This is a genomic window from Dyadobacter bucti, from assembly GCF_005869225.1.
Taxonomy (GTDB): Bacteria; Bacteroidota; Bacteroidia; order Cytophagales; family Spirosomataceae; genus Dyadobacter; species Dyadobacter bucti.
In genome coordinates this window covers 702224-720465 of record NZ_SWFP01000004.1, presented here as the reverse complement: position 1 = coordinate 720465, position 18242 = coordinate 702224, and the positions used below count along the sequence as shown (strand labels likewise).

General features: G+C 43.4%; 15 protein-coding genes. 1 reads left to right on the top strand and 14 read right to left on the bottom strand.

Annotated elements, in window-relative coordinates:
- Window positions 1–483: 483 nt before the first annotated feature.
- The 14 genes from FBF61_RS35580 to FBF61_RS16575 all read right to left on the bottom strand — a co-directional run bounded on the left by FBF61_RS35580 (window position 484) and on the right by FBF61_RS16575 (window position 17458).
- On the bottom strand, window positions 484–690 hold the full coding sequence (locus tag FBF61_RS35580; RefSeq protein ID WP_166444551.1) for a polymorphic toxin type 23 domain-containing protein: 207 nt from the start codon (window positions 688–690) through the stop codon (window positions 484–486).
- Window positions 691–810: 120 nt separating this feature from the next.
- Complete coding sequence (locus FBF61_RS16635) at window positions 811–1362, bottom strand: hypothetical protein (protein WP_138479197.1); 552 nt, start codon at window positions 1360–1362, stop codon at window positions 811–813.
- Between the two features lie 11 nt (window positions 1363–1373).
- Window positions 1374–1967 (bottom strand): hypothetical protein, encoded by a 594-nt coding sequence (locus FBF61_RS16630; protein ID WP_138479195.1) that lies wholly within the window; start codon window positions 1965–1967, stop codon window positions 1374–1376.
- A 387-nt stretch (window positions 1968–2354) separates the two neighbouring features.
- Window positions 2355–2693 (bottom strand): hypothetical protein, encoded by a 339-nt coding sequence (locus FBF61_RS16625; protein WP_138479193.1) that lies wholly within the window; start codon window positions 2691–2693, stop codon window positions 2355–2357.
- Window positions 2694–2718: 25 nt separating this feature from the next.
- Window positions 2719–2970, bottom strand: a complete 252-nt coding sequence (locus FBF61_RS16620) for a hypothetical protein (protein ID WP_138479191.1) — start codon at window positions 2968–2970, stop codon at window positions 2719–2721.
- 9 nt (window positions 2971–2979) lie between these two features.
- Entirely contained in the window at window positions 2980–3168 is a 189-nt protein-coding gene (locus tag FBF61_RS16615; protein WP_166444550.1) for a hypothetical protein, read from the bottom strand.
- A 92-nt stretch (window positions 3169–3260) separates the two neighbouring features.
- Window positions 3261–3887, bottom strand: coding sequence for a hypothetical protein (locus FBF61_RS16610; protein WP_138479186.1), 627 nt, complete (start codon window positions 3885–3887; stop codon window positions 3261–3263).
- A 78-nt stretch (window positions 3888–3965) separates the two neighbouring features.
- Complete coding sequence (locus tag FBF61_RS16605) at window positions 3966–4604, bottom strand: hypothetical protein (protein WP_166444549.1); 639 nt, start codon at window positions 4602–4604, stop codon at window positions 3966–3968.
- A complete protein-coding gene (locus tag FBF61_RS16600) occupies window positions 4592–10684 on the bottom strand; it encodes a polymorphic toxin type 23 domain-containing protein (RefSeq protein ID WP_229215082.1) in 6093 nt (2030 codons plus the stop codon). Before FBF61_RS16600 ends, FBF61_RS16605 begins: the two co-directional genes overlap by 13 nt.
- Before the next feature lie 447 nt (window positions 10685–11131).
- A complete protein-coding gene (locus tag FBF61_RS16595) occupies window positions 11132–11608 on the bottom strand; it encodes a hypothetical protein (protein ID WP_138479180.1) in 477 nt (158 codons plus the stop codon).
- Between the two features lie 144 nt (window positions 11609–11752).
- Window positions 11753–12706 (bottom strand): threonine ammonia-lyase, encoded by a 954-nt coding sequence (locus FBF61_RS16590; RefSeq protein WP_138479178.1) that lies wholly within the window; start codon window positions 12704–12706, stop codon window positions 11753–11755.
- Between the two features lie 95 nt (window positions 12707–12801).
- Window positions 12802–13689, bottom strand: coding sequence for an OmpA family protein (locus FBF61_RS16585; protein ID WP_138479176.1), 888 nt, complete (start codon window positions 13687–13689; stop codon window positions 12802–12804).
- A 185-nt stretch (window positions 13690–13874) separates the two neighbouring features.
- A complete protein-coding gene (locus FBF61_RS16580; protein WP_229215081.1) occupies window positions 13875–14630 on the bottom strand; it encodes a GLPGLI family protein in 756 nt (251 codons plus the stop codon).
- 29 nt (window positions 14631–14659) lie between these two features.
- Complete coding sequence (locus FBF61_RS16575; RefSeq protein ID WP_310590278.1) at window positions 14660–17458, bottom strand: outer membrane beta-barrel protein; 2799 nt, start codon at window positions 17456–17458, stop codon at window positions 14660–14662.
- Between the two features lie 273 nt (window positions 17459–17731).
- Here FBF61_RS16575 and FBF61_RS16570 point away from each other — a divergent pair, with 273 nt between their 5' ends.
- Window positions 17732–18241: a metallophosphoesterase family protein gene (locus FBF61_RS16570; protein ID WP_138479174.1), complete on the top strand. Its 510-nt coding sequence runs from the start codon at window positions 17732–17734 to the stop codon at window positions 18239–18241.
- Window position 18242: the final 1 nt, after the last annotated feature.

Below are 18242 nucleotides of genomic sequence, written 5' to 3'. Positions count from 1 at the left end.
AACGAGCATTCTGATCATTTCTTCCTTGAACTCAGCGTCGTAGCTCCGACGACTTTTTACAGATTTTTGGTCTTTCATTTTGCATCATGTTGTGCAAAAATGTGTGCCGCTTTTCGGAACCACCTCACTATGACAATAGCTTGCTTGAGAAAATTGTTTTCTTGCCTTGATAGATTGTCGACAGCTTGTAAATGTTAGCAGCAAGCACATCCCCAAAAATGCAGCCAATTTTATTATTTCTCCCATAGTGAATAAGGATTATAGTAACTTGATTGAATGAAAATGCCATAATTGAAATGATTATACCGCGTGTAAAAATGCTGATAACCAGGGGGGAATCTTAAATGAATAAAATTCTGTGTTCTGTCTTGAAAAATCGGGTGACTATAACCAATCCTTTCCACATTGTTACCAAAGCGATGACCTACCCAAAAAGGCGCGTTGTATGTTTGACCATTTTCCCAAGCCTGATTTTCGTGCTTATTAAAATTTACCCATACGATCTGCCAGATCTTTGATACCCTGTCCTTCGCCCTTCGGATCGTTATTATAAAGTCTTGTCCCACTTACAAAATCTCCTATCCCAATCTCCAACGCATTCGAACGCCAGCGATCCTGATGATTGAATGCAAAGAAATCATTTTCTATTCTGAATGAAGCTTTGCCAAGAGATAAACTAGCACCACCCACAACCTGGATTGAAAAAGCTGTTTATAATAAAGACCTAATTCCACTTTGCTACGTTATCAGGCTCTGCTTTCGACAACTAACTTTATCCTGTGCGCATCTTCTCGGCAATTTGTGCTAAAATTAAGAGACTTTTTTGATCGCATACTCATACTTCTTTTTTGATATATCATCAATATTTCCTTTATAATTTTTAACTAACTTAATTAAACGAACATAATCTTTATTGTTCCAAAGCTTTTCAACATCTTCTTTGAATAACCTCTCATCACGCTCATTATTGTAAAAATCCGTTTTCTGTTTTCTCATACTATCCAGTTCGAAACAAATGACGACATGGTCTTTTATTAACTCGTACAAGTGATTTTCGAGAAACATTTTAACCTCTACAACCCACGCTTTCAGTTTGTCATCTTCTAAAATCTGAGTAGCTATAAATCGATTTTTTTCTTTATCAAAATACTCTTTTAATTCAGCAAGTGAATAAGACTCATTATTTGCTTTGAAGTAAAAATTAACATCTAATTCAAAAGATCTCGTAAAATCATAAGTAATTGAAATCAACAATAATTTATGTTCATATTCAATAACACCCCTTGATTCATTGTTTAAAGTAAATTCACATAAGCTCAAAATTGAGCCTAGAATCTCTTTAACTATTTTGTTAAAATTCATATCAATTCAGTTTAAAATGGTGGATGATATGCTCCTGTTGCTGAATTAAATCTCCAACCTCGGCTTTCTAGTAAAAATCTCTCTGCATTTAAAAATCCTCCTGTGGGAATTTGCTGCCCGTTTGGAGATAGATAAGAGTCAAATATTGGTTTTCCTCTACTCATTTCTTGTCTTAGAAATCCTGAATTTTGCTTCCAGTTTAGCTTGGGAGTTCCCTTATTTGGCAGATGTAACATTCGATCTCCTGCACGCCAACTATTTGCAGTAGTTGTGGTAGGTTTTCCGAACTTAAAAAGGTTCAACCCACCTTGTGTACTCCCCTTAGCCGCAAACCCCACTCGCTTGATCATCCCAACAATTCCACTGGCCAACTTCCCAATTCCATTCCCGAGAACCAACTCCTCAAAGAAATAACTGGGTTGCACCGCCCCGGTTGCCAGCGTCCGTTGTCCATTAATATAAACAGGGTCAAGCCAGGTGCCGCTTACGCCGGGGAACATAGCGGCGCAGTCTTTACACTTTGCAAGATACCGGCTGCTGTTAAAAACAGCACTCTTAAATTGAAAATGCTTTAAATAGCCTCCCAAAGCCCCGACTATGCTCATTACATTTCAATGAGTGCCTGCAAATCAACAAACAGTCGCCCTTCCCTCGTCTCTCTTTCTCCAAAATTTTCTAAAAAATCCGACGTGTAGAATAATTCAGGCCAAAGCGTAATTTCTCCCGTCTCCCAGATCTCTATTTTCCAATTAGGCGTTAGACTATTTGTCACTTCAAATAATTTAATGGGTGCCTCAAATAGATGGTTTCCATTATAGATATGAACGTATATATCACTTTCGACAAATCGAAGTCCATAAACAAAGAGTGAACGCCAATTTCAAGATACTCATGAAGATCATAGTTTATACTGTCTAGTAGTGGTTTATCAATTGACGTCGTGATGCACTTTACTTCCATATCTATTATTAAAATGTATACTCCCGATATCCCTATACTTCACCGGGTATTTCGCTAATCACTTCTCTTATAAAAAGAAACCCTAAAAAATGATTAAGTCCACCCCAAGACAATTTATCCCCTACGACAAATGACCTACTTAGTATGCTGGGAATAATACCAATAATCGCTTCATTAGACTGATTAAACAGAAAGCTGGTCTCGCTATTGATCATTTTTATAAAAAAACAGGAGGAAGCATTGTTCGGATCTCTCCATGAATAAAACAAGAAATTACCCTGCAACTGATTTGAAATAATTTTATTAATCTTTTTCTCTAAAATCATATCCACTTTAAACCATAGAAGGTTTTTATGTTTTGCAGTATTCATTTGGCTTTCACTGTTGCATATTGGGCTATACACATAACAATTTTTGATAAACTTTTCCCAAGTCCTGGACATGTTCCTTATTCTGCGAATCATATTCTAACTCCATTTTATTCACTAGAATATCTTCCAAAACCTTCATAAGATTTCCTTTTTTTTCAAGTACCTCTAAAATTATTGGAATATAATCTCTATACTCATCTGATGTAATATTTTCAGGTACACCAATAGGGTTCCACTCAGCCAAAATAAGATTTATCTTTTCTACTTTCTTTTCCATATTCTTAAGCTATTTAAATGGTATTAAAAATCCTCTACCCAAACCATTTGCTGTGCCATTTGCGTTACTGAAAACTGTTATCAATTTACCTTGGGCATTCAGAACTACGGTATTTCCTCCAAGGGCATATCGGGTTTGAGCTCCATATCTACCCATTGCTTGAACAGGTGTGCCTTCTTTGACGATTGTAGTTTTCATAATTATCTGCCCCAGAAGGAATAAGGATTGTAATAGCCACTTTGGAACATCATTCCATATTTGAATGTCCGATTGTCGATCAACATCTCTAGTCATTTGCTTACTTTAAAACTACGCTTCCACATCTTGTATTCCTTTTCATCACACCAGAACCATTTGCGCTTTTTTAGCCAACTTTTATTTGGATCGGGCAAAATGTCCTGCTTGCTAAATTGGCTAAGTACAGCATCCGTATTTTTATTATTTTGCTGATATTTCTCCAAGTCACCTTGGGATAATGTCTTATCCCATGTTCTACCAATCACTTTCATTCTGTGATCTTCCATTAATTCAAACCATACTTCCTCTCTGTCCCATGACACAGTAATTGGAGGTGAAAAATATTGAGTTTTGACTGTATTTTTTTCAATGTAGTAACTACCCCATAAACCATAGGATGAGTCGGTACTAAGAAATCTGCACAATTCCCCAGAGGGATAAAATATGAAATTTTCGCTATAATCACTTGTGCGTATTCTTCCAGAAAATTCCAATTTATTATGAGGCTTATGGTAAAATGAATAAACGCCGTTGGATTGAACAATTTTCGAGTTGTCTCTATTTGGTGAAAAACAAAAATTTGTTTCTCGTACCTTCAACCTTTTTGGAGCGTCACGCCAGCAGCCGACGATTAGAATCGCAAGTAAAACGCCAATATTTAAAATCTTTATCTTCCCCATAAAGAATACGGATTATAATAGCCAATTTGGAACATCATTCCATATTTGAACGTCCGATTTTAGATCAACATCTCTAGGTCATTTGCTTGCTTTAAAACTACGCTTCCAAATCTTGTATTCCTTTTCATCACACCAGAACCATTTGCGCTTTTTCAACCAGCTTTTGTTTGGATCAGGAAGACTATCGTACTCGACAAAATTTCCATAGGTTTGAAATTCCTTTGGATTCTTGGATTGGTATCGCTTTAAATCTGCATCGGACATTGGCTCGTCCCATGTAAAGCCTATTCTTTGCAGAGTATTTTTGTTAATTATTTTAAACCACATTTCTCCTCTATTACTTGACATGCTGGGAGGCGGTTCCAAAAATTGAGCTTTAATGGTATCACCTATTATATAATAACTCCCCCAAAAACCGGAGTCATATCCTTGGGTATATTCAAAGAGAAACTGACCTGTATCGTAAAAAACATACCCTCTTGCCAATTGTCTCATGGCAATGTGAGATGGAAGATCCTTGTCAACAGTTGATGGATTTGCGAAAATGTAGTAACCGTTAACAGTCAATTTGGAAGTTGATTTTTTTATACCTCTGTAACAATAGTCGTCACTACCAAAGCTAATACGTGATTGACGTGACGGTTGACAAGAAATTAGAAAAATTATTATTGCCGACGGTAATAAAAGACTAGATCGAATGTTTGTTATTTTCCCCATAACGAGTAAGGATTATAATAGCATGAGTATAAGTATATTCCGCGCTGGAAATTTGAATAATCAACGTAAAAATTTTGACGTCCGGGCGGAAACCTTAAATGAATAAAATTCTGTGTTCGGTCTTGGAACATAGGATGGCTGAATCCGATTCGCTCAATAGAATTTCCGAATCGATGGCCGACCCATAGCGGTGCATTATAAGTTTTGCCATTTTCCCATGCCCCGAATTTATGTTGATTATAGTTGCCCATTCGGTCGGTTTTATCAAATACTACTTTCTGTCCTTCGCCCTTCGGATCGTTATTATAAAGTCTTGTCCCAATTACAAAATCTCCTATCCCAATCTCCAACGCATTCGAACGCCAGCGATCCTGATGATTGAATGCAAAGAAATCATTTTCTATTCTGAATGAAGCTTTGCCAAGAGATAAACTAGCACCGCCCACAACCTGGTTGTTTGGATTTCCGTCTGGACCGACGGCACTCCCATATCGAGTTTGATAGTACCCAGCACCATACCCCTTGTAATTAACACTCCCGCCGTAAGCAAAATGGTTATTCCCTCCTCCTCCCCCTATTCCTATGTTCCAGCCACCGGCAGAAATTGATGTGCTTCCATTTATTGAGAAATCGCCAGTTATATTAATCCCAACATTCAAGCCTGTTGTGATATTACCCTTAGTATGATAAACGCTAGCCGATATTCCCATTGCCAACGGGTTGATACCAGCAGTTACTGAAGTATTACCATTGCTGTAAATTTGAAATTGTAAAGAACTACTTAAACCGTTAACTGCGTTAGAGGCGTTTCGGCTAGCTACTTTCCCTGGATTGTCTACACCGTTCAATAGGTTACTTGCAAAATCCGCTGTAAAAGCCGCAGCAAAATATGCCATTTGGAAAATTTCGCCGCTTGGATCTGTATACCTTAATGGATTATTATTTGAATAGCTATATCTATTGTACGACTGCGTCCCAAATGGATCCTGCACATAATTATCAACACTCAAAACCCTCCCCACCACCGGGTCATACATCCGCCCGTTCATATTGATCAGATTGAAATTCGTCAGATGCTCGTGGCCGGTGAAGCCGCGGTACAGGTAGCTTGCCGGGGCTGGGACGTTGGCATAGTCCCAGTTGGCGGGGTGGCGCAGGCGGCCCCAGGCGTCGAAGTTCTGGTCGAGCAGTACTGTCCCGTTTGCCGCGGTCGTCGTCAGCAGCGAGCCCAGATGGTCGGTGTAGGTGTAGTAGTACTGGTCAACATTGTTCTCCCGGATTACAATTGCGACCAAACCGGCCGGTGAGCCAATGTAGTGCAGGTGTTTGTCGGCGATGGCGGGCGTGACGTCCTTTTCATAGCCGTTGCCAAAGTAATAATGCGTGTTGATCAACGCATTGTTCTTTTTCATCGTCCCTTTCAGGCGCTGGTAGTCGGCCCCATAGGTATAAGTCAGCTCGTAGGGCTGGCCGGAGCCATTTTCGATGATCTTTTCCGGCTGGTTGAAAGCCGTGTAGGTAATGTCCTGCGTCAATACCGGGATTGCCGTGGTCGGTGAAACGATCCCGGTCAGGGCGTGGATCTTGGTCTGGTGGTAGCTGAATGTCTGCCCGGCATCGCTCTTGGAGCTGATATTGCCTGAGGGCTGGTAGGCGATTGTTTGCGCCGCTTTGCCTGCTACCGTGGCTGTCAGCAGCCGGTCGAGATTGTCGTAGGTGAAGCTTTCTTCCTTGTTTTTAACGTAGTCTTTTCTTTTGGTCAGGTTGCCTTTGGCGTAATCCCAGCTCAGTTCCAGGTCCTGGATGCCACTCGTCGTGAATTTTTTCGGGACACCATATTCGTAGCTGACTGCGGAGGTTTTGCCGTTGCCCAATGCATAGGAGGTGTTCTGCCCCAGCCCGCTGATGCCATTGTTGGTATAAAGGGTGACGGTGTTGCCTGTGTTTTTGATGGTGGTCGGATACCCATTGGAATCATAGACATGGTTGGTGCCAAAGCCCGAGGGATAAAGCACCGAGGTCACATCATCGTACATGTTGTAACCATAGGTGGTGGTGTAGGCGGCCGCGTCCACGGTCTGTTTGCTGGTTTGCAGCCTGCCGAAAGCATCGTAAGTGTACTCTTCCAGGTTGCCTGCAAAGCCCGTCACTTTCTTGATCTGGTTGACAGAAGCCCCGCTGCCGGTCGGGTAATATTCATAAGTCGTTATGCCTTCCGGGCCGGTGCGGCTGGTATTTCGCCCCAACAGGTCATACTGCATCGTATGGGTTTTGTTGTTGGCATTGGTCTGGCTGGCCAGCTGGCCCAGGGCATTGTAATCGTAAGTTGTTGTGCCTGCGTTCAAGTCTGCCAGGGAGGTCTGCCTGCCGTAAGCATCATACTGGCTGCTGGTCAGTGTTGCCGCGCCGTTGCTTACTTCTTTCAAGCCGCCGTGGCTGTAATAGGTATAGCCCAGTGTCCCGCCGTTGTCTGTCGCGCTGGTGACCTGGCCGGTTGCGTCGGTCGTTTTCGAAGAGGTGCCCGAGGGTGTTGTCGTCGTAGTTGTCAGCTTGCCTGCCGAGTAATTATAACCAATGGTGGTGGTACCAAAAGGGCCGCTGCTGCTGATGTTGACAGGCCGGTTGTGGGCATCGTACTGGGTGGTGGTCGTCAGTACCGGCTCACCGGTTTTATAGGGCGCCGTCGACGTGGATAGGTTGCCTTTGGCATCGTAGGTATTGGTCTGGGTAATGGTTTGCCCCTGAAAACCCTCCGTTTCTGTCTTGATTTCCCTGCCCAGCAGGTCATACCAGGTCTTTACATCGGGTTTGCCCGGGTGCGTTGTTTTGGCATACCATACCGAATTGCCGGATATGTCCCAGCCATAGGTCTGGTTTACCGAATAGCCCTGCGGGAAGGTCGTTTTCTTTTCCCGGCCGAAGCCGTCATACTCCATCGTCGTTGTCAGCCCGTCAATGCCCGTCACCGTCAAAGGTTTGCCCCATTTGGGGTCGTAAGTTGCCGACGAGGTTTGCCCAAGCTCATTGACTGTCGAGGTGGCGTAGCGGCCTTTGGCATCATAGACCGCAGAAGTTGTCCTTGCGGGCAGGCCTGAGGGCGTGACCGTGGTCTTTTTCAGGTTCCCAAGCGGGAAATATTCATAAGCCGTGCTTACACTTTTAGGCAGGCCCGAAAAATCTGTTTTTGAAGTCAGCTGGCCAACCGCATTGTAGCCCATGCCCGTCGCGGCACTGAAAGCGGGCTGCCCGGTGCGCGTTTTAATAACCGTTACCGAGGTTGGTTTGTTGGGGATTATGCCCGGGTATGCGCCGAATACAGTATTGGTCACCGTGGTTTCTACATTGCTGTTATTGACCGTGTTCTGGGTCACATTACCGAAATTATCGAAGGTATTGTTGGTGCTGGTTACCGTCCGGCCTTCGAAAACGTTGTTTTCTGTGACGCTTTTCACGCGGTGCAAAAAACGTTTGCTGCCATTGGGCCCCTGCGGGATAAATTCGTTGGAAAAAGTTGTCTCAGAAAGCAATGTGTTTCCGGCTGTAAGATACAGACTGGTCTTTTTGGGTACCGCCACATAATACGTGGTATTGAACTCATTCTCGACAACAGATTTCTGGCCAGTGACCAGATCCGACGCAATCATTTTTTTCAAGCCCAAAAGCCCCTTGCCAGCCCTGTGCAGCCGCGCGTCTTCATACTTGTATTGCAGGGTGTTCTCTCCTCCGATACCGTTTTGCGCAATAAACTGAAAAGCAGCATATACTGGTGGCTGAACACTGGTAAAGGGATACGGAGCGCTTGCGCCCTTCAAATAGAAATCCCCACCTTCCGACAATGTCTTATAATACCAGGTAGAAATGTGGCCATAACCGTTGGCCGCTTTATGGATCAGATGTTCTTTCCCGGACGGCTTAAATTTAAAATGCCGGTAAGGTTCCAGATAATATTCGACGCTGATTACCTCTGCCCTGCCGTCGCCGTCAGTATCTGCAATGTAAGAGGGTGAGCTACTCACGCTTTTTGCGTGGTCGCTCTGGATGTGGTGAAAATCGGTACCGCGGCTATAATAAATATTCAGTTTCGACGTGAGTAAATTGGCATTATTCTTACCATGATAAATATCCGTTTTCCCATCGCCGTTGTAGTCGGCAAGGTTTACGTGATGATTTTTAAAAAATTCATTGTTGATCTCCGGAACTTGTGCCCAGGTAAAGGTGGAAGGTATAAAAATGGCGCCGGTCGAGATTGCCTTGGTCCAGGTAGCAGCGTTATCTGTAAGCGAATTCCTGACCAGCAAATCGGTCTTCCTGTCGGCATTGAAGTCCCCGAAATAGACCAGGTGATTTTTGGTAGGGAAATTGGATGAATAAATACGCCGTGCGGTGTTGCCCTCAAAAGTGAATATCTCACAAAGGTTATCCTTGATCAGCATCAGATCGCTTTTGCCGTCCCCGTTGAAATCCACCACATAGGCCTGGTCGGTATCCGCCCATTGGCCAGGCTGAAACCCCGTCGGACCGCTGATACCAATACTTCCGCATGCACCTCCCTGGATATAATTGGTGCAAAGAAAAGGCAGGTAATCATTTAACACATTGCCCAGAACAGCAATGTATTCGGTTATGCCGTCCCCGTCAAAATCGCCAGGAAAAAAGAAATTTCCTTTGGGATGAATCTTGAAAAAATTCGGCTGGACGCTTCTCAGATGCTTGTTGTAAGCAGCACCGGCATTGGTACTCTCATAAATAATAATGCTGTCCAGCTTATTATAATTACCGGTGTTGGTAATTTTTAGCGTCATCACATCGTCCAGCCCGTCGCCTGTGTAATCATTCGCCAAAATATTATAATCATTGGGGATCTGAGCGCCTTTGATCATTGTATAGTTAGGTGCCAGGTCAACTGTAGGCCCCGGAGTAAGGGCTGAGGTCCCGGATTGGGAAAGGAATGTCTGGAATTTTGAATGATAATTGGTATAGGGACCTGCGTTCTTGATAATAGCGGCGAGCAGGTCTGCTTTCCCGTCACCATTAAAATCTCCAAAGAAAGTATCGCTGGCGTCTGTCAGCTGATTTGCAAGCAGCCAACTTTGAAACGGGTCCGGCATCTGGCCGTATTTGAATATGGTCGAGTTCAGGGCCAAACCATCTGAGCCGGTTTCCACGACCTCCCGCAAATAAGAAGTAATATTATCCCAGCTGTAATTGAACTGGTAAGATTTTACGATGTTACCTTCGGCAGTAACGGCAATTTTATCCAGCAAATATTTATTCACAATCAAAGAATTGCCAATGTACTGTGCATTGATGTCAGCGCGGATCTTGTAGGAAAACTTGATCTTATTGTAAGGGACAAGCCCGGTAATGGTATTCCCGGTGTAATTGATTTCATCAATTCTTGATTCCCTGTCATTGTTCAGATATTTGAATTCGATGTAATTACCGTCCGGATTTCTAATCCTGTTTATTTTCCAAAAGACAACATTCGTATTTGCTTCGTCCATCATCCTGGAATCAGATGTATTTCCGTATTCCATTTCCACGCCGTCTTTGGTTATAATTTTAAACCAGGTTGGCCCAGCGCCACTAACTCCATTGGATGTGACAGTAGAAAACTGTTCACTCTCGGTGCTGTAAGTAGCTCCGTCCGCTCCATAAACTCCCGAAACACCCAAAAGCATTTGTCCGTCCAGATTGAACCGGTCCTTACTGGTAAAATCGATAGCCGTCACCTGCCCGTCGTGATAGCTCGTTTGCCCGGAGCGACTGATGCCTGACAAACCAGCTATACCCCAGCCATTCCCCACGGGGCCGTTTCCCGTAAGCGAATGATATACAACGGAAATTGATGGAACTACGCCGTTGGTACCAGGTGGAACAGCAATAGGGATCGAATAGGTGGCACCGCCAGAACCAGACACTCCGCCTGCCCCGGCGATACCTCCTACCGGCAAAGCCGGGTTGACTGTCTTGCTAAATGTCTGATTGGTGAAGAGTGGTGTGTTATAATCGATGTTCTGCGCCTTCGTCTGAAGTACAAACGTCAAAAGCAGCAGTGTTAAAAGAAGGCATTTCTTCATTTCGTCTGATGTTGTAATTGTTTCCAATCACATTAGACGCTGCCCCTTCAATTAGGTAACGAAAAAAAGAAAAATTTTTCTGTACGGAATCTACTATGTAACTATCAAAAGTACTTTTACACAGCAGGAAGAATTATAATTATCGTTCAAAAATATGTCTTAAAATGAAAAAAAATAAGTAATTTCCCTTACAACCAATAAGGTTCCAAACCCCTCTTTTAGAAAAAAGTCAGACAATGATCCATCTCACAAAATTCGCCCTCTTCTTACTATGGCTTATAGTCTTTGTGATCACTTGTGTAGTGATGGGTTTCTTTTTCCCATTCATTACGCTCGCGGAAAAGGCAGAGTCAATCTTTAGTAACTCTACCGCGCAATAAGCCGGACAAGGAACAAAAAAAGCGGCCGATCGAAATCAGTCGCTTTTTTTGTTCCTTATATTTTTGATTATTTCTTCTTGAATTCCAGGTAATCCTCGGTGGCGACATTCGTACTCGAATTGGTCAGTTTCAAAGTAATATTGAGCTGCTGCACACCTGCTGAATTAATCACCTTGGTAGCAATGCCTTCCACCTTCTGTTTCAGTGGCGTTCCGGTACTTTGCACCACATCCACCACTTCGTCGATCTTGAATGTGGCCTCGGCGGTAGGAACCACATTGGCCAATGCATATTCCTGTTTGAGGGTAAGAGTGGTGCCGGATGTAGATACCTCCACATTTTTGATGTATGCAATCGCCAACTTGTTTTTTGTGTCACTTGTTACTGCCCATTCATGGTGTACAGTTGTGTTCCCATCTACAGTGGTAGTGATATAGTTTCCAACAAATTCCGGTGCAAGATCAACCTCTGGCTCAACCTCTTTCTCCTTATCCTTGCAAGAGCCCATCAATACGACCAGACAGCAAAAAATCAGCTTTTTCATACATTAACTTTAAGTGCGAACTATTAAAAATTAAAAATCATACGTCGAATATTTCCCACTATAACGGCAACAGGATTATTCTCGCATACATTGTTATCGTAAAAATTCCATTTCATTGTTATTCTACCCATTTGAACGGACAATTCAAAAAGGCAGTTTGCCGAGATCGACGTTTCCGCCTGAAATGATGATACCGACTTTTTTACCGGCAAAAAAATCCTTTTGTTTCAATGTGGCTGCAACCGAAACTGCTCCTGAGGGTTCCACAACCAGCTTCATCCTCTCCCACAAGTAACGCATTGCCGTAATGATTTCCTCATCCGAAACAGTAAATATATCGCTCACATGTGCTTTGATAACCGGGAACGTCTTATCGCCCAGGTAGGTCAGCAAGCCGTCAGCTATGGTGTTGACATAGGGAGCCTTTTCAATTTTATCACTACGAAAAGACAGCACTGCATCGGCCGCGCCCTCAGGCTCTCCGGCGTAAACTTTAGTTTCGGGAGAGAAGTAATGGGCTGTCAGCGCGGTGCCGCTTAGCAAACCTCCCCCTCCTACCGGTGCAATGATCGCATCCAGTGAAGTTCCCGCGTCTTCGATCAATTCAAGCGCGGCGGTGGCCTGGCCTGCTATTACTTTATAATTATTGAAGGGATGAACAAAAGCAGCGCCGGTTTTTGAGATAATTCCCTGTACTGTCCGCTCACGTTCCTCGGGCGTGTTTTTACAAAATGTAATCTCTGCCCCATACGACCTGACCGCGTTTATTTTGACCAGAGGCGAGTTTTCGGGCATCACAATGTAGGCCTTCGCCCCAACTTTGGCTGCCGCGAAAGCTATGGCCTGCGCATGGTTACCGGAAGAATGTGTGGTGACCCCGTTTTTCAGCTGCTCTTTTGATAGTGATAATATTGCATTAAGACCTCCCCGCGCTTTGAACGCGCCGATTTTCTGGAAATTCTCGCATTTAAAATACAACTCGGCACCACACAGCTCGTTGAAAAATCCAGAGGTCATCACAGGGGTGCGATGGATAAATGCCGCCACCAGTTTGTGCGCGGTCTCAATGGTTTCTCTTACAGGTACAGTTTCAGTCATGATTCAATGCTTTGATGGTGCCGAACAATGCAGTACATGTTAAAAAAGAAGCCCACCTGATTAGGGCGGGCTTAGAAAGAAAAATTTTAATCTGATTATTTACCCGCGTTAGGCGTATACAGATTAAAGAACTGATCCAATTTAGGAGTAATAATGATCTCCGTGCGACGGTTCAGGCTGCGGTTAGGCGCTGAATCGTTCGCCACTTTTGGAAGGTACTCACCACGTCCGCCGGCAATCATACGAACAGGCTCAACACCATATTTCTTCTGCAAAGTACGTGCAACCGCTGTTGCGCGCAATACGCTCAGATCCCAGTTATCAGCAACTTTGTCAGTGGCAATAGGTACATTATCCGTGTGTCCTTCGATCAAAATTTCGATTTCTTTGTAGTCATTCAGGATTTTAGCCACTTTGCTCAACACCGTTTCAGCTGCTGAGTTGATGACCGAGCTTCCTGAACGGAAAAGCATTTTGTCGGAAAGCGACACATATACAACTCCTTTTTTTACCTCGATCTGCACATCCTCGTCGCTAACATCCTGCAGAGACCGTTTCAGGTTCAATACAAGCGCCATGTTCAACGAATCTTTACGTTGGATGCTCTGGTTCAGATCGCGGATCTGAGTTCCCTGTGCATCCATCATCGCTAACGATTTCTTGATGCTTTCGGAACCTTCTTTGCTGATCACAGAAAGATCAGACATGCGGTCCAACAGGTTATTGTTATTTTTCTTGAGGAATTCGACCTGATCTTCCAGCTCTTTCAATTTAGCATTTTTGCTGGTAAGCTCGTCATTTTTGGCTTTCAGATCATTGTTCAAGCCTGCGGTCCTGCTGTCACAATCATTGAGATCAGCTCTGGCTTTGTCCAACTGGATCTGGATTTCATTTGCTTGTTTTTGTGCAGAAAGCAACTTTTTCTTACTTGCACATGAGCCGAGTACAAAAAGCATTGCAACGGCCAAAACGATTTTTTTCATAATTGTCAAAGGGTTATTAAAATAGAAAAACACTGTTAAGTTAAATGTGAATAGTTTTAAAGTCCCAAAAAATCGCACCACACATTTATCGAGGGTCATATTTTTGAAATCGCAAAGGTATAAAAAAAGAAAGATTGTCGCTGACAATCTTTCTTTTTAATATTATTCTAATGAGTTTGATCCGTCTAATTCGGATATGGTACCGCATCGTAAGGGTATCGGTGACTTTTGATACTGTCCCGGATATGCTCGGCAATCAACTGGTCATATTTGGCCGTATCTATTTTCCTGCCCTTTACTTTTTTAGGAACGCTCAAATCCTCTTCCTTAACAGGTTTCATCTCTACCTTTTTTGCTGTGACCACCACGTCTCCGTCGTTCAGCTCCATTTCCAGGATCATACCAGGCAGTCCCGAGTAAAATTCCGGGCCTCCCGAAACGGGTAAGTTATCTGCAAACCAAGCTACTACCTTTTGTTTTTTGACCGTGTCTTCCGAAACTGCCATCATACACATATACCCGGCCACTTCCTTGATCTTGTTCATTACTTTCCATTTAGGGGCTCTTAGCGAATCTTCAATGATGTAGGTTCTGCCCAGCATGTCCAGTATGTCGGTCCGCTTTTCATTTTCCAGGTCCCTGTAAATGTTGAATTCACCTTTCCGCCAGACCCATCCTTCCGTATTCTCCTCATTTTTCGGGAAAGAATAGTAGGTCTGTTTTTCGTTGAACAACAAGATCATATCCTGTTTATTTTCATCCATATTGGCCCAAGACATTTTCATGCGGTCCTTTTCCTCATTGCTCATAAAACTCAGCTTTGAAAATATGGTGATCCATCGATAAATCTTTTCGTAAGTAATTTCTCCTTCCATTTTCTGGGCAAAAGCAGTCTGAGCCCCAGACAGTAAAAGCATTGCAAAAAGGACAACCGATCTCATATTGTTGTTTTTTATTTTAAGAAGGATAATTAAAAATTCGGACGTTTAACAGACGCTGACATTCCCCTCATATTGTATGTAAAACTCAGCATAAAATACCTGGACAACGTTGCTACGCGCCTCTCTGTGTAAAAATTCTGGTTCACATTCTGACTGATGCCCAGGTTCTTTTTGAAAACATCATTGGCAGTAAGACGGATTTCGCCTTTTTTACTTTTCAACACGATTTTGTAAACCGAAAGGTTGAGGATGGGCTGCTTCTGATTAAAACCAAACTGGTTATTCACATAACTCCGGTAGTTGAAGTTACTGCTGAAATAAATGTCCTTGGGCATTCTCACATTCATTTCTGCCCCGTAAGTTGAGTTGACGATTTTCTGGTTCTGGCTTGTGTTTATCGAATACTCGGTATTGCTGATGTTCCAGTTGGCATTGGTATAAAGGGTAAACACATCGCTGGGCGTGAGGTCGAGACGCAGACCGAAGTTGTAATTATCCGTCTTCGTCTCATTTTTCACTTCATTGATAAAAGTCGGGTTGTTACTCAAATTAATGCCCGTGTTCACGTACAGATTGCTTTTTGTCTTTTTCAGCGGGAACCCAAAGCCGAGAGAAGTTCCAATGTTGGTACCTCCGGTTACGTTCATTGGTTTGATCGTCGTTACCAGATTTTCCAAATTTATGCTCCTGTTGTACACGATCTGGTCAACATTATAATTATAGTAAACATATCCGTAGAAATTCGTAAAAGTCGCAGGATTAAACATCTGGAACCCGCCATTAACGCTGTGGGTTGATGCAGGAATCAGATCAGGGTTTCCCACGGTAATGTAGAGCGGGTTGCTGTTGTCCACGATGGTCTGGAGAGCGGTGATCGCAGGCTCTGATACATTCATTGAATAGCCGCCCCAAATGTACCGGTTATTTTTTAGCTGGTAAGTAAGGTTAAAATTCGGCACAGCTCTGAGGTAGTCGCGCTCAATTCTCGTAAAATCGGCCGAAGACTCTGATTCAGCAAATTTCCCTTTCAGGTTCAGGCGCAGGCCCGCGAGTCCGACCGCTATATTCAATCCGTTGTGGGCATACCTGAGGGTACTTCCTAACCTGTTATAGGAAAAATCATTGGAATAATACCGGGTCAGAAATGGATTGACCGTCTGGTTATTCTCTTCAATATCAAACACATCGCGGTCAACTTTGTCTTTTCGCAGGCTGAAATTATAAAACGTCTCCCACATGAACTTTTTGGCAAAGGGCTCAATAAAATTGACGCTGCTTTTGAAAGTGCCGCGGGAACTCTCTGTCGTATTTTGCTGATTGATAACACTGTTCATGGTCGAGTCCCGCGCGAAAATGTTAACCGAGTTCAGGCGCTTGGACTCATCCCCGTTGTTCAGATTGTAGCCTGCGCTGAAAGCAAAGTTCCTGCCTTTCTTTTTGAACTTGCGACGGTACAAAAACATATTCGCCATCGCAAAAGAATTGTAATCGCTTATGTTATTGATCGTCGACTGATTGGTCAGTTCGCCTTCATTCCGGAAAGACTGCTGAAAACTTTCATAGTCCTGGTCGCCAAGGTTGATCCTCGAATTACTGATCAAAATAATGGTATTAAGAGAGTCAATTTCTCGTTCCAGTCTGAAACTGGGCCGGTGATTGCCTGTGAAACCCAGGGTTTTGTTGTTGTCAATTCCCCTGTATGTTTCATTGTTCAAAAAGTTTTCCGACGTTGAACGGACGTCCATAACGGTCCGCGACTGATTGTAAAAATAGCTGGTGCTAAGTTTGGTTTTTTTGTTATCGAAATTATAGTTTGCACCGCCGGCGTAATTTTTACTATACCCTTCCGATCCGCCTCCGCCCCAGTTGGGTTGTATGGTAATGTCACCTCCGTCATTGGATTGCCCGCTGTAAAAACCAAAATTCCCGTCATCGCCCCAGTTAAACGACTGACTGCCCTTAAAATCCTGGTAATCGTTCCTGGCAATGCCCGACTGGTTTACATTGTTACCAAAGCCCAGCACCGAAAATTGCTGCTTATCATTAAAACGATTGTACATCACCTTGCCTTCCAGCCGGGAATCAGTTCCGACGCCAGCCACGGCTTTCCCGAAGCCTCCTTTTTTATGGCTGTCTTTAAGTTCAAGGTTCAGTGTCTTTTCGCGTTTCCCATCCTCTACCCCGGTGAGCTTGGACTGTTCGGTTTTTCCATTGAAGACCTGCACTTTATTGATCGCTTCTGCCGGCAGATTTTTGGTCGCCATTTTCGGATCGTCGCCGAAAAACTTCTTACCGTCCACCGTTACACGTTTCACATCTTCGCCTTGTGCTTTGATGTTGCCGTCCTGGTCCACCTGCATACCTGGCAATTTCCTGATGAGGTCCTCTACCGATGAGCCCGGCGGCACTTTAAATGCCCTAGGGTCATACTCAACCGTATCGCCTCTGATACTCAGCGGAGCGCGGGCCGTTTTGATCACTACTTCATACAGTTCCTTCCCCAAAACCTGCATTCGGAGCTTGCCAAGGTCGGTTACGTCACCATCACCTGGCTTCACGTCCTGCTGAAACGGAATAAAACCAACATAGGATACTTTCAACAAATAAGACATCCGTTTGAGATTCTTTAATTCAAACGAACCATCTTTGCTGCTCCTTCCGAAATTCACCAGAGAGGAATCTTTGGGTAAAAGCAGCATAATGGTGGCTTCGGGTAAAATGTTGCCGGAACTGTCGGAAACAACGCCTTTTAATGTAAATCTCCCTGTCTGCGCCTGTGCGGACATGATCTGAAAACATAAAAGGAACAGAAGTAGGATTTTTTTCAAGGGTGGCTAAGTGGTTAGATGAGTAGGATTTGTAACTGATGTTTACCAAAATGCAATAATATATAAACAAGAATAACTTTACAACTAATAATTTAGTTTCAAGTCATTTTTATATGCTTCGAAGAGATTTTTAACTTTAATTAAGATTTCAACTTACAAGAAAGCGGTTTTATTATATATAAGTTACTTTTATTTCAAAAAAAATAAAAGTATTTACTTTGCGGTAAAATAGGTAGGATAATTCCACCTTTTTCAGATACAATTAGTTAACAAATGAAGAGTATAGGTCTACTTTCTGACACACATGGCTACCTGGACGAGCGCATATTCAGCCATTTCGCGAACTGTGATGAAATATGGCATGCGGGTGACATTGGATCGGTCAGGATCATAGAGCAACTGGAAGCATTCAAGCCTACCCGCATTGTGTTCGGGAATATTGATAATAAGGAAATACAAGTAAGATCTCACGAAAATCTGCACTTCGAACTGGAAGGTTTCCGTGTATGGATCACGCATATCGGCGGCGCCCCGCCTCGCTACAATCCCATGGTAATACCTGAACTGAAATCACAGACACCGGATATTTTTGTGTGCGGACATTCACATATCCTACGGGTGATCCGCGACAAATCTCTCAACAATATGTTGTATATCAATCCAGGAGCGGCCGGAAGAGAGGGTTTTCACAAACTGCGCACCCTGCTGAGATTCAATCTGCATGAAGGCCTCATCAGCAAAATGGAGGTTATAGAACTGGGAAAACGCGGCGCAATTCAATAGC

Bases quoted from the DNA above. Each gene is read 5' to 3' on its own strand.
- FBF61_RS16635 (WP_138479197.1), bottom strand. From the start codon at position 1,362: ATGAATTTTAACAAAATAGTTAAAGAGATTCTAGGCTCAATTTTGAGC.
- FBF61_RS16630 (WP_138479195.1), bottom strand. From the start codon at position 1,967: ATGAGCATAGTCGGGGCTTTGGGAGGCTATTTAAAGCATTTTCAATTT.
- FBF61_RS16625 (WP_138479193.1), bottom strand. From the start codon at position 2,693: ATGAATACTGCAAAACATAAAAACCTTCTATGGTTTAAAGTGGATATG.
- FBF61_RS16620 (WP_138479191.1), bottom strand. From the start codon at position 2,970: ATGGAAAAGAAAGTAGAAAAGATAAATCTTATTTTGGCTGAGTGGAAC.
- FBF61_RS16615 (WP_166444550.1), bottom strand. From the start codon at position 3,168: ATGAAAACTACAATCGTCAAAGAAGGCACACCTGTTCAAGCAATGGGT.
- FBF61_RS16610 (WP_138479186.1), bottom strand. From the start codon at position 3,887: ATGGGGAAGATAAAGATTTTAAATATTGGCGTTTTACTTGCGATTCTA.
- FBF61_RS16605 (WP_166444549.1), bottom strand. From the start codon at position 4,604: ATGGGGAAAATAACAAACATTCGATCTAGTCTTTTATTACCGTCGGCA.
- FBF61_RS16600 (WP_229215082.1), bottom strand. From the start codon at position 10,684: ATGAAGAAATGCCTTCTTTTAACACTGCTGCTTTTGACGTTTGTACTT.
- FBF61_RS16595 (WP_138479180.1), bottom strand. From the start codon at position 11,608: ATGAAAAAGCTGATTTTTTGCTGTCTGGTCGTATTGATGGGCTCTTGC.
- FBF61_RS16590 (WP_138479178.1), bottom strand. From the start codon at position 12,706: ATGACTGAAACTGTACCTGTAAGAGAAACCATTGAGACCGCGCACAAA.
- FBF61_RS16585 (WP_138479176.1), bottom strand. From the start codon at position 13,689: ATGAAAAAAATCGTTTTGGCCGTTGCAATGCTTTTTGTACTCGGCTCA.
- FBF61_RS16580 (WP_229215081.1), bottom strand. From the start codon at position 14,630: ATGAGATCGGTTGTCCTTTTTGCAATGCTTTTACTGTCTGGGGCTCAG.
- FBF61_RS16570 (WP_138479174.1), top strand. From the start codon at position 17,732: ATGAAGAGTATAGGTCTACTTTCTGACACACATGGCTACCTGGACGAG.